This window comes from Enterobacteriaceae endosymbiont of Donacia vulgaris (assembly GCF_012568445.1).
Taxonomy (GTDB): domain Bacteria; phylum Pseudomonadota; class Gammaproteobacteria; order Enterobacterales; family Enterobacteriaceae.
Genome location: NZ_CP046190.1, coordinates 1 through 636, shown reverse-complemented (window position 1 = coordinate 636; position 636 = coordinate 1). Strand labels below are relative to the sequence as shown.

The 636-nt window shown below is 20.0% G+C and carries 1 protein-coding gene; it reads right to left on the bottom strand.

What is annotated here, in order from left to right:
• Positions 1-156 precede the first annotated feature (156 nt).
• Entirely contained in the window at positions 157-636 is a 480-nt protein-coding gene (greA, locus tag GJU01_RS00005; protein ID WP_168867825.1) for a transcription elongation factor GreA, read from the bottom strand.

Genomic DNA, 636 nt, shown 5'->3' with positions numbered 1-636 from the left:
ACATAATTTAAAATAAACAGCTTCTAAAAATTTGAATGCCCACATATATTCTTCTGATAAATTATTAAAGAACAAAATCTTTATTAGACATAAAGATTTTTATTAACAATACTAATATACTATCTAATTAAAATAAAGTCAAATTTAATTTATATATTAAATATACTGAATTTTTAATATTTCGTATTTTAAAATACCTTTTGGTGTTTTTACTTTGATAATATTATTTTCTTTTTTTCCGATTAAAGCTCTAGCTAAAGGAGCATTAATTGCAATTAAATTATTTTTTAAATCCGATTCATCATCACCAACAATTTTATAAGAATTAATTTTATTAGTGACAATATTTTTTATATATACAGTAGAACCAAAAATAATTTTATTATTATGTATAATTTTTGTAATATCTATTATATTAGCATTTGATAATTTAATTTCAATTTCTTTAATACGTCCTTCACAAAAACTTTGTGCCTCACGAGCTGCTTGATATTCAGCATTTTCTTTTAAATCACCATGTTTTCTAGCGGCTATAATTAAATTAATAATTTTTGGTCTTTCTATATTTTTTAATTTAATTAATTCTTTTTGTAATTTTTTTACACCTTGTAAAGTCATAGGAATTTGATTTATCAT